Origin of the sequence: Rothia sp. P100 (genome assembly GCF_023712425.1) — a bacterium.
Lineage (GTDB): Bacteria > Actinomycetota > Actinomycetes > Actinomycetales > Micrococcaceae > Rothia > Rothia endophytica.
Genome location: NZ_JAMAYG010000001.1, coordinates 566,466 through 579,936 on the forward strand (window position 1 = coordinate 566,466; position 13,471 = coordinate 579,936).

The window sequence follows — 13,471 nt, forward strand, 5'->3', positions numbered from 1 at the left end:
AACTAGACCCTCTTGCTGCCGCTGGTATCGGGGAACATACCCTCAGGGTGTGTCTTACCATCCCACATGAAGATATTGACCTTGCCATCCTGGCGTGCCTGATTAGCGTAGCTACCTGCCGAGACGGGGACGGGGCGGTCACCAGGATCGTTGAAAGCGCTATCGTAGAGCATGCCGGGGCCACCGTCAGTATCGAGCGAGCAGCCGGTTTCTTCGAGGTTATGGGCATCTTCCATGTGTGCAGGGGGGATGACGTAGCGCTCTTCGTACTTGGAGATCGCCATAAGGCGGTACATCTCGTACATTTCAGCGCCGGTCATACCTACCTGAGAAGCAATTTCTTCGTTGCCGGTGCCACCGAGGGTGATGTCACGCATGTAGGCACGCATGGCAGCCAGCTTCTTGAGCACATCGGTAATGATGGTGGTGTCGCCAGCGGTGAAGAGCTCTGCCAGGTATTCCACGGGAATACGCAGGGAGTCGATGGCACCAAAGAGGTTGGTTTGACTCTCAGCATCGTGGCCCTGTTCCTTGAGGAGGTCGATGATGGGTGAGAGCGGAGGAACGTACCAGACCATGGGCATGGTGCGGTATTCGGGGTGCAGAGGAAGGGCAATCTTCCATTCTTTAGCCAGCTTGTAGACCGGTGACTTCTGAGCTGCCTGAATCCAGGAATCAGGGATATCCTGCTCCTTGGCCGCACGAATGACCTCGGGGTCAAAAGGATCCAGCATGATGTCTAGCTGGGCCTGGTAGAGCTGCTTTTCATCGGGCACTGAAGCAGCCTCGGTGATGCGGTCGGCGTCGTAGAGGAAGATACCGATGTAGCGCATACGGCCAACACAGGTCTCAGCACAGACGGTGGGAATACCGTGCTCGATGCGGGGGTAGCAGAAAGTACATTTCTCTGCCTTGCCGCTCTTGTGGTTGAAGTAAATCTTCTTATAGGGGCAGCCGGTGATGCACTGACGCCAGCCGCGGCACTGGTTCTGGTCCACGAGAACGATGCCGTCCTCTTCGCGCTTGTAGATAGCGCCTGAAGGGCAGGATGCCATGCAGGAGGGGTTGAGGCAGTGCTCGCAGATACGGGGCAGGTAGAACATGAAGGTGCGTTCGAATTCGAACTTAATCTTCTCTTCTGACTGCTGGCGTACCTTCTCAACCAGCGGGTCAAGGTGACCGTTTTCGCTGGAGCCACCCAGGTTATCGTCCCAGTTGGGACCCCACTCAATCGAGGTGTCCTCGCCGGTAATCAGCGACTTAGGCCTAGCGGTGGGGAAATCGTCCCCCAGAGGTGCATTAATCAGGTTCTCGTAGTCATAGGTCCAGGGCTCATAGTAGTCCGAGAGCTCGGGCTGAACCGGTGAGGCGAAGAGGGTAAAGAGCTTTTTGAAACGGTTACCGCTCTTGAGCTCCAGGCGTCCGCGCTTATTCAGCGTCCAGCCGCCCTTCCACTTCTCCTGGTCCTCGTAACGGCGAGGGTAGCCCTGACCCGGGCGGGTTTCAACATTGTTGAACCAGACGTATTCGGTGCCAGCACGGTTGGTCCATGCCTGCTTACAGGTCACAGAACAGGTGTGACAGCCCAGGCACTTGTCGAGTGCCATAATCATAGAAACTTGTGCCATGACGCGCATTAGTAGGTTACCTCCTGCTTGCGGCGGCGAATTCGGGAAACAATATCACGCTGGTTACCGGTGGGGCCCAGGTAGTTGAAGGCGTAGGAAAGGTGAGCGTAACCACCGATGAGGTGGGTGGGCTTGACCAGGATGCGGGTGACGGAGTTGTGAATACCGCCGCGGCGCCCGGTACGTTCTGCCTTGGGCACGTTGACCAGGCGTTCCTGGGCATGGTGCACGTAGACAACGCCTTCGGGCATTCGGTGGGAGACAACAGCGCGGCCAACGAAGACACCGTTGTTGTTCTCGCACTCGATCCAGTCGTGGTCCTTGACGCCAATCTTCTCTGCATCCTGCGGGCTCATCCAGGCGTGGGTGCCACCGCGTGAAAGGGTCTGCATGTAGAGGTTGTCGTGGTAGGAGGAGTGGATAGCCCACTTATTATGAACCGTCACGTAACGAACAGCCACTGACAGGTCACCGGTTTCGCCCAGTTCGGGCTCACCGAAGAGGTTGTGCATATCCAGCGGCGGGCGGTAGAGCGGCATCTGCTCGCCCATCTCGCTCATCCAGTCGTGATCCAAGAAGAAGTGCATACGACCGGTGAGGGTGTGGAAGGGCTTGAGCTGCTCGATATTGAGGGTAAAGGGTGCGTAGCGGCGTCCGCCGGTTTCGCTACCTGACCACTCGGGTGAGGTAAAGACGGGAACGGGGCGGTCCTGGGTATCGCGGAAGCGGATGCGCTTCTCTTCGTTACCTTCTGCCAGGTGGTGCATCTTCTTGCCCACGCGCTTCTCCAGAGCCTTGAAACCCTTGATGGCCACGGGGCCGTTGGATGTGCCGGAGAGAGCCAGGATGGTATCGGCCAGTTTGACGTCGGTATCCAGGGCAGGAAGACCTGCGCCCTTACCGGTGCCCATCACGCCGTGCTCTTCAGCCAGGGCTGCTAGCTCGTCGTTGACGTCCACGGTGACAGCCTTGGTAGTGGTGCCCAGCTTTGAGAGCAGAGGCCCTACCGAGGTGTACATATCGTAGAGGGCACCGTAGTCACGCTCAACCACTGCAAAGACCGGCATGTTCTTACCGGGAATACCTTTAATCCCCTTGTTCTTCCAGTCGGGGGCATGGCCACCGGGCTGGGCAATCTGGCCGGGGGTATCGTGCTGCAGGGGCACCGAGACCAGGTCCTTGCGCACGCCCAGGTGCTTCTTAGCAACCTTCGAGAAGACGTAAGCCAGTTCCTTGAAGACCTGGTGGTCAGTCTTGGTTTCCCAAGGCGGGTCGATGGCCGGTGAGAAGGCATGGATGTAGGGGTGCATGTCGGTCGAGGAAATATCGTGCTTCTCATACCAGGTGGCAGCGGGGAAAACGATGTCGGACGACAGGGTGGATGAGGTCATGCGGAAGTCGGTGGTAACCAGCAGGTCCAGCTTGCCGACCGGGGCGTCCTCTTCCCAGCGCACCTCTGAGGGGCGGGTTTCAGCGTCCTCGGCGATATTGGAATTCTCATTGCCAAGCAGATGGCGCAAGAAGTACTGCTCACCCTTAGCTGATGAACCCAGCAGGTTGTTACGCCAGAGCATGAGGGTGCGGGGCCAGTTGGCCGGCGCATCGGGGTGCTCTACCGAGAATTCCAGGTCACCTGAGTTCAGACGCTGAGCAATGTAGTCAGCAGGTGATTCGGCTGTGCCAGCTGCAGCGGCAGCGGCGCCCTTTTCTGCCAGCTCCAGAGGGTTTTCGGGGAACTGGGGGTAGAAGGGAGTCCAGCCCATGCGTACGGCGCGGGCCAGAAGGTCAGCGGTGTGAACACCCTTGAGTTCGCCCTTAGCAAGTGGGGACTGCATGGCCTCGGATGAGTAGCCGTCCTGACGGAACTGATCGGTGTGCATGTACCAGAAACTGGTGCCAGCCTGGGTGCGGGGCGGGCGGCACCAGTCCAGTGCGTTAGCCATGTGAGCCCAGCCGGTGATGGGGCGAGCCTTTTCCTGGCCCACGTAGTGAGCCCAGCCGCCACCGTTACGCCCCTCAGCACCGCACATAATGAGCAGAGCAAGGATGGAGCGATAAGTGGCATCGCCGTGGTACCACTGGCAGATACCTGCACCCATGATGATCATGGTGCGGCCCTTAGAGTCAATGGAGTTCTGGGCGAATTCGCGGGCGGTACGGATCGCAGCTTCGGCGGGAACCGAGGTGATTTCTGACTGCCAGGCAGGGGTGTACTGCACGCTGGCATCGTCAAAACCGGTAGCAAACTGGCCGGGGATGCCGGCGCGGCCCACACCGTACTGGGCGAGCATGAGGTCAAAGACAGTGGTGACCTCAAAACCCTCAACGGTGATAGTGGGGACTCCACGAGTCATTACCTTACCGCGCCCCGAGGGCTCATCGAAGGCGGGGAGCAGAATCTCAACGTTCTTTTCGCTGCCGCTGGGCAGGTCAAGGATGGACAGAGCAGGCTTGACGCCCTGCAGATCCAGGTTCCACTTGCCTTCGTCTTCCTTGTTGTAGCGGTAGCCCATTGAACCGTTGGGCACAACGACCTCGCCGGTTTCACGGTTGAGCAGGGCGGTCTTGAAGGCAGCATCTGCAACCTCTTTGTGCTCTACCAGGTTAGCTGCAGTTAGGAACTTGGAAGGCACCTTGGTGCCGTCTTCGCGGGTTTCCAAGGTCACCAGGAAGGGGAAATCGGTGTAGGTGCTGGTGTAGTCCTCGAAGAACTCCACACGGCGATCCACAAAGTTTTCCTTGAGGATGACGTGGCCCATAGCCATCGCTAGAGCGGCATCGGTACCGGGCTGGGCAGGCAACCATTCATCGGCGAACTTAGTGTTATCGGCGTAGTCCGGGGAGACCGAGACGACCTTGGTACCGCGGTAGCGTACCTCAGCCATCCAGTGGGCGTCAGGGGTACGCGTGACGGGGATGTTGGAGCCCCACATCATCAGGTAGGTGGCATCCCACCAGTCACCTGATTCGCGCACGTCGGTCTGGTCACCGAAGACCTGGGGTGATGCGACGGGCAGGTCGGCGTACCAGTCGTAAAAGGAGGTCATAACGCCACCCATCAGCTCGATGTAACGAGCGCCAGAGGCGTGGGAGACCATGGACTTAGCGGGGATGGGCGAGAAGCCGATGTTACGGTCAGGCCCGTAGGTTTTGATGGTGTGGATCTGAGCTGCAACTACCATTTCAAGGGCTTCTGCCCAAGTGCCGCGCACCAGACCACCCTTACCGCGAGCTGAGGTGTAGCGGCGGCGCTTTTCAGGGTCAGAAACGATAGAGTGCCAGGCGTCCACGGGGTCGTTCAGGCGGGCGCGGGCTTCACGGTACATTTCGAGCAGGACACCGCGGACGTAGGGGTACTTCACGCGGGTCGGTGAGTAGGTGTACCAGGAGAAGGCTGCGCCACGGGGGCAGCCGCGGGGCTCATACTCAGGGCGGTCAGGGCCAATGGTCGGGTAGTCAGTTGCCTGGGCTTCCCAGGTGATGACGCCGTCCTTGACGAAGACCTGCCAGGAGCAGGAGCCTGTACAGTTCACGCCGTGGGTGGAGCGGACAACCTTGTCATAGCTCCAGCGGTTGCGATAGAAGATATCGCCCTGACGACCGCCCTGCAAGAAAGCTGCACGGCCGTCGTCGGTTTCGTCCCACTTAGTGAAGAACTTACCGAATTTAATCAGTTTGTCGGTGAGAGGGCCGTCAGGGCCCGCGGTGTGTGATGCCTGCTGAGTCATGAACATCACTCTACCGAAATATTCGCACAGAAAATACCGAATAAAAATCTATCCTAATTCGGGAACAAAGGGGTGAATATTTTACAGTTCAAGCTTTGGGAACCTCTCCCCTAACGGGCAAGCCAGGCTGAAATTCCTCCTTCGAGGCTATAGAGACTGCCATACCCCAGGGTGAGAAGTTTTTGTGCGGCAGTGCGCGAGCGGACGCCGGCAGCACAGTAGAGGGCGTAAGCAGCCTGTTTTTCCGGCAAAATCCGCTTTATTTCTTGGTCAATGCTGCGGTTTTCGCCCACCGACTCAATAACCGACAGGGGCAGATTGATGGCTCCCGGTATAGAAAGCGCTTCAAACTCATGCGGCTCACGGACGTCAATGAGAGGCACCCCCGCGAAGTCACCGCTGTCGAAATAGTCGTCAAAAGTAATATCTAGGCCATAAGGGCTGGCTTCACCCACCCTAAAAATATTGTCTATATCACTAAGGTTTTTTGGCTGCTGGGTGGCGATCTGAGATGCATCACGAACCAGGCCCTGAGTGGCGTTCTGAGGCTCACCAAGTGCCGGCTTTTCGTCCAGCATCGGCTCAGGTGCATTGGGGGCCTTAGCAGGCTCCCGAGGTAAAGCAACTAAGGGGATGTATTCCCACCTTCCAGTTAGTCCGGTGTAGTAGCCAACCTGCCCGGTGAGTGGCTGGCCCACGCCGGTGATGAGTTTGATGGTTTCCATCGCCATGGAGGTACCCACCACCCCGGCGAGCGCCCCGATGACGCCGGCAGTGGCGCAGTTGGGCACCGAGCCGGGGGCCGGCTCTACCGGGTAAAGATCTTCATAGACGGGTGCTTGATCGCGCCAAAAGACGCTCATCTGTGCGTCAAAGCCCAAAATTGCGCCCCAGACGTGAGGAATACCGGCGCGGGCGGCAGCTCGGGAGGCAGCGTATCGGGTGGCAAAGTTATCGCTACCGTCCATCAGCACGGTTGCTCCCTGTAGGAGGCTGTCTGCGTTAGCGTCGGTGAGACGTTCTTTGAACACCTGCACCGTAATGGTGGGGTTAAGTTCGCGCATGGTTTGAGCAGCCGAGTCTGCCTTGGCGGTTCCCACCCGGGCGAAGGAGTGAATAACCTGCCGGTGCAGATTGGAAATCTCTACTTCGTCATCATCGATTAGCACCACGGTGCCCACCCCGGCACCTGCCAGGTAAAGCAGAGCAGGAGCACCCAGACCCCCTGCGCCGATGACTGCCACCTTGGCGTCCTTAAGTTTCTGCTGCCCAGACTGGCCTAGCTCGGGCAGAATCATTTGCCGCCCGTAGAGCTTGTATTCCAGGGGGCTGAAGTCAGCTGGTGCGGTCATGGTGTCTTATCTCCGTGGTGGTTAGCGGGCGGCCGGTGGGGTGTCGATCCCCACCCATTCCACGGCGCCGTCGGTCAGTTCCTGTTCTTTCCAGATGGGCACATTTGCCTTAATGCGGTCAGCGACCATCTCGCAGGCGGTGAATGCCAGTCCTCGGTGGGCGGCAGCCGCCACCACGGTGAGGGCTGATTCACCGATAGCAATGGGGCCCACGCGGTGCACAGCCCAAAGCCGCACACCTGCTAGCTGATCGGCAACACCTTGCACGGTGCGCTCCATAAAGTCTTGGGCTTGCGGGTGAGCAGAATAGCTGAGGGCAGCGACCGCTTGCCCGTGGTCGTGATTGCGCACAATACCGTCAAAGATCACCAGTGCACCCATCTGCTGGGTCATGGTCTGACGCTTGGCTGCAGCGAGTAGTGGCTCCAGGGGTTCTTCGGTGATAGCGGTGTGCACCACGGTTGAACCGTGAGGTTCAAGCGGGCTGTCCGCGTAGGGGTTGGCGTCTTTAGTGGTCATGGTAGTCCTCCATCTGGCGGCAAATATGGGTGACCAGGGGGTCTAATACGGTGCAGCCGTCCTTCACCCCACCCTTAGAGCCGGGTAGGGTCATGATGAAGCTACGCCCAATTACACCGGCAACGCCGCGCGAGAGCACGGCGGTGGGAGTGTGGTTCAGCCCCTGCGCCCAGAAAGCATGCATCATGCCCGGCACTTCTTTATCTAGGTGGGCACACACGGCCTCAACGGTCATGTCATCGGTGTTCAGCCCGGTTCCACCGCTAGTGAGAATGAAGGTAGGCAGGTTTCCTGCGGCAACCAGCCCATCAAAGTAGGGGCCAAAATCAGCGTCAGCTACCACGACCGCTTCAGGGGTCTCAAAGCCTCGGGACCGCAACCATTCAACCGCCACAGGGCCGGATTCATCGCGGTAGATTCCGCGGGCAGCTCGAGTTGAGGCAACGATGACTAAGCCGGTCAGCCCCTCGGGCAGTGTGTAATTTTTACCCATGATTAGCGCTCCACCGACCAATCGCCCGATTTTCCGCCGCTTTTTTCTAGCACTCGAAGACCTGTGATAGTGGCCTGCTTATCGACTGCCTTAATCATGTCAAAGACCGTGAGGGAGGCAGTAGATACAGCGGTGAGGGCTTCCATTTCTACACCGGTGACTCCGGTGGTCTTCACCAGCGCTTCAATACGTACCCGGTCCTCCATCCGCTGGAAGTCCACCGTAATTTTGCCCAGGGGCAGAGGGTGGCAGAGGGGGATAATTTCGGGGGTCTTTTTGGCCCCCATGATGCCGGCAACGCGGGCTACGGGCAGAGCGTCACCCTTAGGCAGGGTGGCGTCAAAGAGTTGTTCGATGACATCGGGCCTGGTGATCACATAACCTTCAGCAACAGCGGTGCGGGTGGTAATCGCCTTATCGGTGACATCCACCATGTGAGCGCTACCGTCAGTGCGGACGTGGGTAAGGTGTGCCTGAGGTTCTGGGGTAGTCATGGAGTCCTTAGAGCAGATTGAGGTGGTCAGGCGGTGAAATTTAGTATCCATGATACTTCATTAAGGCAGAGGCGTTCCCGGGTCAGAGCGGAAGGTATAAGGCAACGTCCCCGCTACGGTAGGTGACCCCCGGGTCTAGCTGGACCAGCACCTGGGCGGTGGCTGCCCGGTGCAGCAGGTGGGAGCCAGTCAATGGATCAGGGGTCAGCAGAGTGCGCACCGTTCCGTCGCTCTCAAAGACCCGCTCAAGACGCGCTCGCCGGTACTGAGTTTTACCTTCCGGGGCTTGCAGCGCCTCCCCTTCCGCTAGTGCCAGGACGCCGTGACGGGGCTGGGGTGCTACCCTACCGGTGAGTTGGGCTAGAGCTGGGCGCACCAGCTCTACATAGGAGACAAGGGTACTGACCGGGTTGCCTGGCAATGAAATCACCGGGACCAGGTGGGCACCGCCGTCCTGCTCCTGGGAAGTGGCCCGTAGCAGGGACACCCCCTGAGGGCCGCCAGGTTGCTGGGCAACGTGCCCAAACCAGGTGCGCTCTGCCTGCACCCGGGCGTCCTTAGTTTCCATCATGGCGGTGAGAGCTAGTCGTACCACCTCGTATTTGCCGTGGCTGATGCCGCCGCTAGTAATCATAAAGTCAGGGCGCCAGCTGAGCACTAGCCGGGTGAGAACTCCCACCAGCTGTTCAACAGAGTCTCCGATAGCCACCCGCTGAGTTTCAGCGCCATCAGCTCCGGCGAGTGCGCAGAGCATGGGGCCGTTGGCGTCCAGTATTTTGCCGCTTTCGGGGGCGGCTTCAGTATCCAAGGTGATTTCATCCCCACCGGTAATCAATACCACTCTGGGGCTGCTGCGCACCTTGAGGGAACCGATTCCTTGGGAGGCGAGTGCGCCAATCAGGGCCGAGGTGATCGGGGAGCCGGCTGTTGCCAGTAGCTCACCGGCTTCGATGTCCTCACCCACCCGGCGTACAAAGTCCCCAAAAGCTGCCCGCGGCAGGTCAATCTGCCCGCCCCGCTGAGCAAAGCCTGCGGCGTCCTGCTCCCCCGTCAAGACCCGGGAGCGTTCCACCGGGACCACAGCGTCATAACCCGCAGGTAGCGGCGCGCCGGTCATAATCGGGTAGGCAATATCGTCTCTGATGGGCAGGTCTCGAGCATCAGACCCTGCGGGTACGTCTGCGCCCACTATGAAGGTGCGGTCATCTCTGGCAGCGCCCAGGGCTGTGAGGGCATAACCGTCCATTTGGGAGTTATCGAAGTGCGGCACCGAGCGCAGCGCACGCAAATCTTGAGCTAGCACCCTACCGGAGGTCTCAATCAGGGGGAGCTTTTCGCTCCTGCACTGCACGGTGGCAGCTAGGGTCGCTTCAATCAGGTGGCGGTAATCAGCAGGGCTCACCGTGCTCTGGCGGGGAAAGGTGGGTAGGGGGTTCACAGGCTAACTCCTTTCAGACGGCGCAGCCAGGCGGCAAGCGCCAGGATGCCAAGAATAAGGATGTAGAGACTAATCAGCATCAGAGCGGAGCCAAGCGCGGCGTCCATGTGGTTAGAGCTGAGTGCCAACTCAATATTGAGCGGGATGGTGCGGGTAGCACCGGCAACATTGCCGGCAAAGGTGACGGTGGCTCCGTACTCGCCCAGCGCCCTGGCGAAGGAGAGCAAAAAAGCGGTGAGCAAACCGGGGGCGGCCAGCGGTAGCAGAACCTTGCGCGTCACCTCAGCGGGGCTGGCGCCCTCCACCAGAGCTATTTCCTCATAGCTGACCGGCAGGGCACGCAAGGTGGTGACGGCAGTTGCTACGAAGAAAGGCAGGGCAACAAAAACCTGGGCCAGGATAACCGCAAGGGGGCTGAAGGCCACCGAGATTCCCATTTCGGTCAGCCAAGAACCCAGCACCCCGCGCCGGCCCCAAAAGAAGATAAGCGCCAGACCAGAAACCACCGGGGAGAAAATCACCGGCGCATAAATCAGGCAATAAAGGGGGAAGGTGAAGGAGGCAAAGCGGCTACGCGCCAGTACCTTAGTCAGAATCAAGGCAGTGGGTGCTCCCAGGAGACCGCAGATAAGGGTTGAGACGGTGGCAGTCACAATGGATAACCGGGCTGCCTGCAGCATGGCCGGTTCAGCGAACAAAGCCGGGACGTCCGCCCAGGGTATACGGGTGAACAGACCCAGCATGGGCCCCAGCACTACAAGAAAGGCAAGGAGTGATGGGGCTAGCAGGAATCCTGGTACGGATCTAAAGGCGCTGGTTTTGCTCACGTTTCTAGCTTAGGCGGTGGTGAATCCGTAGTCGGTCATGATTACAGAAGCCTCGTCAGAGTGCGCCAACCAGTCAGCAAAGCTCTTGGCGGCATCATTGACAGAACCGCTCTTGGTTACTGCCAGGGGGTAGGCGTTGCGTTCCAAGGCGGGTAGCTCAAGCACGGTGATGTCCTGGCCCTGCATCTTGATGGAGGCGGCATCGGTGGTGTAGATGAAGCCGGCATCTGCTTCACCGGTGGCGACCTTGGTGGACACATCGGTCACGTTTGCCTCTTCGGTTACGGTAGCAGGCACAATATTTTTGCCCTTTAGCTCCTGGTGAGCAAGTTTGCCACAGGGCACCTCAGCAGCGCAGAGGGCGGTGATGACTCCCTGGCGGGTGAGATCATCCAGAGCGCTGATGTCTGCAGGGTTACCGTGAGCAGTGGCAAGGACCAGAGCGTTGGTGGCGATGACTTCGGTGCTGACCCCCTTCAGTTCCTCGGTCTTCTCGATGGCGCCGCTCATGGTGGGAGCATCAGCGGTAATCAGCATATCGGGGGTGGCACCTTCTTGAATCTGCTGTACCAGCTTGGAGGAACCGGCAAAGTTAAAGATGATATCAACCCCGGGGTTGGCGTTCTCATAGGTGGCTTCAAGATCGGCACCGGCGTTGTTGAGGGAGGCCGCGGCAAAAACCTCTACCGTCGCGCTCTGCTGTGCGCCGGCACCCTGGTCCGCTGAGCTGTTGCAGGCTGAAAGTCCCAGTACGGTGACGGCGACAGCGCCGGCGAGCAGACGCGAATTTTTGAGCAGGGCGGAGGTTTCGATGGTTCTATCCTTGAAAGATTATCTTGCGCCGGAACTGGGCATCCGCGGTAGGGTGGTATGAAGTGGTGTTGCGGCACTAGTTTAGCTAGGCTTTATTTTACATTCTCAATACCAGATTTATGAAAGCGCAGGTATGGCACACTTATCCAATGCTTCTACCGGGTCTGTCCCCCTGGGGGCCAGCATCCCGGTTGTTAGGCGGGGATCCTCTACTCCGGGCGCGCCCACCCGCGGAGGGTTAGCTGACCGCTGGGGCAGAGTTGCTAGTGACCTACGTATCTCACTGTTAGATAAGTGCAATCTGCGCTGTCAATACTGCATGCCCGCAGAGGGTCTAGACTGGTTGCCTCGTGCCAGCCTCATGAGTGCCGAGGAAATCTTCCGTATTGCTGATGTTGGCGTTCGGCTACTTGGCGTTGAAGAGGTACGTTTTACCGGTGGTGAGCCGCTGGTACGTGCAGATCTGGTCGATATTATTTCGCGGATCCACCGTGCCCACCCCAACCTGCCGATTTCTATGACAACCAACGGTATTGGGTTGGAAAAGAAGGTGGGTGCCCTTAAAGAAGCCGGCCTTTCCCGTATCAACGTTTCTCTCGATACCATTTGCCCTCAGACCTTTGCCGAGCTGACCCGCAGGGACAAACTGGCGGAGGTACTGACGGGTGTGGATGCCGCAGCGGCAGCAGGCGTGCACCCCATTAAAATTAACGCTGTACTCATGCCCGGTATCAATGACAGCCAAGGTGGGGAGCTTCTAGCATGGGCTCTTGCCGGTAACTACCAGTTGCGCTTCATTGAGCAGATGCCTCTGGATGCTGACCACCAGTGGACCCGCGAGGGCACGATTACTGCCGGTGAGATTCGTGAGAAGTTGCTGGCTGACGTTGATTTGGCACCCTTTGAGAAGCCGCGGGGTTCGTCTCCAGCCCAGTTATGGAATGTGTACCCCAAGGGCACCTTTACCGATACCCAGGCCGCGCTTGAAGGCAGCGAGACAACAGATGCACCGGCACTAGGCCAGGTGGGGATTATCGCCTCGGTGACCGAGCCTTTCTGCTCCGCTTGCACCCGCACTCGCATTACCGCAGACGGTAAGATTCGATCCTGCCTCTTCTCGCTGACAGAAACCGATTTTCTGTCAGCGCTCAGAGCCGGCATCACCGATGAGGAGTTTGCACAGATCTGGCGCGATGCCATGTGGGGCAAGCCCAAGGCTCACGGCAAAGACTCAGCCGGTTTTGAGTCAGCAGATTTTCAGCAACCCGCTCGCAGTATGAGCGCTATCGGAGGCTAAAATGCAGATTCATTTTTTTGCAGCGGCACGCGCTGCTGCCGGTGCGGCAGAAACCCAGTGCCAGATTTCTCAGTTACCTGAACCCACGCTGGCAGCCCTGCTCGATCACCTGAGACAAACATTGACCGGCACCACCCCCTCAGGCCAGAGTCTGGCAGATATTCTGCCCCAGTGCTCTTTCTTGCTCGACGGGCAGGCTTCCCCGGCAGATGCATCGCTGGAGGACGTCCAGCGTCTTGACGTTCTGCCTCCTTTTGCCGGCGGGTAAACGTGCTCGTTTTTAACGCTCTGATTGTTGCAGGTGGGCGTTCCTCCCGCTTGGGCGGTGTACCCAAAGCCCTGCTCTCCAACGGGCAACAGACCTTGCTGGCGTCCACTCTGGACGCTGCCGGTACGGCTGCTGCACGTGTGGTCGTTGGCCCCTCAGACTTACCCCTGCCATCAGGTGTGTTACTGACCCGCGAAGAGCCGGCCTTCTCTGGCCCCGCTGCCGCTATTAGCGCGGGTTTAGACGCCCTGGCACAGCATCGCGCACCCTGGACGCTCTTACTGTCGGTGGATGTTCCCGGGGTCGCAGGTGCCGTTGAACAACTGACTGAGGCGGCGACCTCAGCTACCCCCGAGACCCTGGGGTTCTGGGGGGTTGCCGATGGAACCTTCCAGCCCCTGCTGGGTATCTACCGCACCGACCAGCTGGCGCAGGCTTTTGCCGGTGATACCGCCAACGCATCAGTGCGCCGCTTTCTAGCACCCCTGTCCCCCCAGCCGGTGCAGCTCACCTCAGAGCTAACTGCCGATGTGGACACTTGGCAACAGGCCCAGGCCAGTGGCTACACCCGCGATACGTCCACCGCACCGTCCGCCTAACTTCTCCCACTCTTA

General features: G+C 59.0%; 12 protein-coding genes. 3 read left to right on the forward strand and 9 right to left on the reverse strand.

Features of this window, described 5'->3' with window-relative positions; genetic code table 11:
* Nucleotides 1–2: 2 nt before the first annotated feature.
* The 9 genes from narH to modA all read right to left on the reverse strand — a co-directional run bounded on the left by narH (nt 3) and on the right by modA (nt 11,292).
* Nucleotides 3–1,637, reverse strand: a complete 1,635-nt coding sequence (narH, locus tag M3668_RS02610; protein WP_251379252.1) for a nitrate reductase subunit beta — start codon at nt 1,635–1,637, stop codon at nt 3–5.
* Nucleotides 1,637–5,356: a nitrate reductase subunit alpha gene (locus M3668_RS02615; RefSeq protein ID WP_502948946.1), complete on the reverse strand. Its 3,720-nt coding sequence runs from the start codon at nt 5,354–5,356 to the stop codon at nt 1,637–1,639. The genes narH and M3668_RS02615 overlap by 1 nt, the downstream gene beginning before the upstream one ends.
* A 110-nt stretch (nt 5,357–5,466) precedes the next feature.
* Nucleotides 5,467–6,708: a ThiF family adenylyltransferase gene (locus M3668_RS02620; protein ID WP_251379254.1), complete on the reverse strand. Its 1,242-nt coding sequence runs from the start codon at nt 6,706–6,708 to the stop codon at nt 5,467–5,469.
* A 21-nt stretch (nt 6,709–6,729) separates the two neighbouring features.
* Entirely contained in the window at nt 6,730–7,227 is a 498-nt protein-coding gene (locus M3668_RS02625; RefSeq protein ID WP_251379255.1) for a molybdenum cofactor biosynthesis protein MoaE, read from the reverse strand.
* A complete protein-coding gene (locus M3668_RS02630; protein ID WP_251379256.1) occupies nt 7,217–7,720 on the reverse strand; it encodes a MogA/MoaB family molybdenum cofactor biosynthesis protein in 504 nt (167 codons plus the stop codon). The genes M3668_RS02625 and M3668_RS02630 overlap by 11 nt, the downstream gene beginning before the upstream one ends.
* A gap of 2 nt (nt 7,721–7,722) precedes the next feature.
* Complete coding sequence (moaC, locus tag M3668_RS02635; RefSeq protein ID WP_251379692.1) at nt 7,723–8,214, reverse strand: cyclic pyranopterin monophosphate synthase MoaC; 492 nt, start codon at nt 8,212–8,214, stop codon at nt 7,723–7,725.
* An 82-nt stretch (nt 8,215–8,296) separates the two neighbouring features.
* Entirely contained in the window at nt 8,297–9,652 is a 1,356-nt protein-coding gene (locus M3668_RS02640) for a molybdopterin molybdotransferase MoeA (protein ID WP_251379257.1), read from the reverse strand.
* Nucleotides 9,649–10,479, reverse strand: coding sequence for an ABC transporter permease (locus tag M3668_RS02645; protein WP_251379258.1), 831 nt, complete (start codon nt 10,477–10,479; stop codon nt 9,649–9,651). The genes M3668_RS02640 and M3668_RS02645 overlap by 4 nt, the downstream gene beginning before the upstream one ends.
* Nucleotides 10,480–10,488: 9 nt before the next feature.
* Nucleotides 10,489–11,292 (reverse strand): molybdate ABC transporter substrate-binding protein, encoded by an 804-nt coding sequence (gene modA / locus M3668_RS02650; protein WP_346923597.1) that lies wholly within the window; start codon nt 11,290–11,292, stop codon nt 10,489–10,491.
* Nucleotides 11,293–11,425: 133 nt separating this feature from the next.
* On the opposite strand from modA, the gene moaA reads away from it, so the two are divergent.
* From moaA to mobA, 3 genes are read left to right on the forward strand one after another with little or no spacing between them, the layout of a single operon-like run.
* On the forward strand, nt 11,426–12,589 hold the full coding sequence (gene moaA / locus M3668_RS02655) for a GTP 3',8-cyclase MoaA (RefSeq protein WP_251379259.1): 1,164 nt from the start codon (nt 11,426–11,428) through the stop codon (nt 12,587–12,589).
* Nucleotide 12,590: 1 nt separating this feature from the next.
* A complete protein-coding gene (locus tag M3668_RS02660; RefSeq protein ID WP_251379260.1) occupies nt 12,591–12,857 on the forward strand; it encodes a MoaD/ThiS family protein in 267 nt (88 codons plus the stop codon).
* 2 nt (nt 12,858–12,859) lie between these two features.
* Nucleotides 12,860–13,456 carry a molybdenum cofactor guanylyltransferase gene (gene mobA / locus M3668_RS02665; protein ID WP_251379261.1) on the forward strand — a complete coding sequence of 199 codons (597 nt, stop codon included), beginning with the start codon at nt 12,860–12,862 and terminating at the stop codon, nt 13,454–13,456.
* Nucleotides 13,457–13,471 lie beyond the last annotated feature (15 nt).